Genomic DNA, 1,515 nt, shown 5'->3' with positions numbered 1-1,515 from the left:
CAACCTGCATCAGATCAACGGAATTGTCCATCGTTGTCCCCACTAGCAGCGATCCTCTGCCCGATATCCGCATCCGCTCCAGATACCCGGCTGGGCCGTCGCCAGTCTCGAACGAGGTGTATCCTGCATATCCTACAGTTGGGTCGCCGCCCCCCACAATGCGCGTACCGTACCCATCAGCTGGGTAACCCATCTTAATTGCTGCTCTGGCAATACCTTCTGCCCCAGATACCACGCTGAGATTAAGTACCTCCTGCGCAGCTACACCGAACACCGCCACCTTCACACTACTGGTAGCGGTGACTGTTGGCGCGGTCAGCGGCCCCGTCAACGTCCCGCCAGTCAGAGGCAGTGCATTGTAGGGACCAGCGGCAAATGCGGTGTACAGCGCGTTCAGGCACTCATTGACATTCGGCATGCCATCATAAAAAAAGTTAGCCATTAAATTCCTTCAATTTGCAGTGGTGCAGAATAGGTTTCAAAATACGGCGTGGCCACCGCGTCGATATTGCTGGCCTTGCCATACAGCATGTGGTCCTGCTCCAGCAGCGGATCAGGGCTTTCCGGGAACAGGCTGAACAGCATGGGCTCGCCCTTGCCGTTCTCGCGCAAGATGCGCATGAAGCGTGCGCGGTCAGTGGGCGTCAGGTGCGCCAGGTTGATGCTCAGCTTGTCGTTGCTCGGGCGAATCTGCGTCTTGAGGCCGCCGGCACCCGTGCGGTAGGCCTCGCTGCCATCCTCCGGCAGCAACTGGGCGCCGTACTCGGCGTTGTGTTCCGGAGACCAGTAGTTGCCCGTCACCAGGCGCGATATCTCCAGGTAGCCTTCCGGGCTTTGTGGTGACCACGCGTCGATCACCAGCTTGCGCACGCGCACGGGCGCGAACCAGGCGACGCCGTCGGCGCCGCCGCCACGCGCCCACGTGTTGACACCGCCCCACTTGTAGGCGTTCCAGCCCAGCGGCAACACGCCCCAGGGGTATGTGCCATGCACGGCGGCCGGACACGGGAAGACGTTGCCAGTGTCGAGCACCGGCGCGCTATCGCCCGGCTGGGCGTAGCCACGCACGCGCATGCGCGCGCTGCTGGTCATATTGGTGAAGATCAGCGCCACGCAGGCGATGGATTCCTGCGTTGGCCAAGTCGCCGTGATGGTTTGCTCCGTGCCGGTGGCGCGCAGAATGGCATTCTTGCTGTCGCGCTGCAGGTTTGCCGGCCCCAGCGTGCCGGCCTGGCTCGATGCGGTCAGCGTCGCCCGGTCGGCTGCGTTGTCATAAAGGATGCGGAGGTTTGTCATGGCAGGTTTGCGCCTTCAATAATAAAAATTGTGCTTTCACCATCCAGCCCGTCCTGATGTGGATCACCTGCCGGCATGGTGTAGCGCTGCACGACGCTACTTGTAGTACTCAGCTCGGTGCCACTTGTACGGCGCCAAAACGAGCGCCGCTCTTCGTGATCGAAACTGCCAGGTATTCCGCCTGCCGATTCCGAGATGCTCCAAAAGTTTGGCATCCCG

At 61.1% G+C, this 1,515-nt stretch carries 3 protein-coding genes; all 3 read right to left on the bottom strand.

Annotation, left to right across the window (positions count from 1 at the left end):
- On the bottom strand, nt 1-442 hold a 442-nt coding region (locus BXA07_RS29510; RefSeq protein ID WP_212592404.1), incomplete at its 3' end, for a hypothetical protein.
- Nucleotides 442-1,296, bottom strand: coding sequence for a hypothetical protein (locus tag BXA07_RS29505; protein WP_076573241.1), 855 nt, complete (start codon nt 1,294-1,296; stop codon nt 442-444). The genes BXA07_RS29510 and BXA07_RS29505, both read right to left, overlap by 1 nt.
- On the bottom strand, nt 1,293-1,515 hold a 223-nt coding region (locus BXA07_RS31190; RefSeq protein WP_212592403.1), incomplete at its 5' end, for a hypothetical protein. The genes BXA07_RS31190 and BXA07_RS29505, both read right to left, overlap by 4 nt.

The organism is Janthinobacterium sp. TND4EL3 (assembly GCF_900156175.1).
Lineage (GTDB): Bacteria > Pseudomonadota > Gammaproteobacteria > Burkholderiales > Burkholderiaceae_D > Janthinobacterium.
Note: the sequence above shows the minus strand (reverse complement) of the source record. Positions and strands in the feature narration are given on the sequence as shown.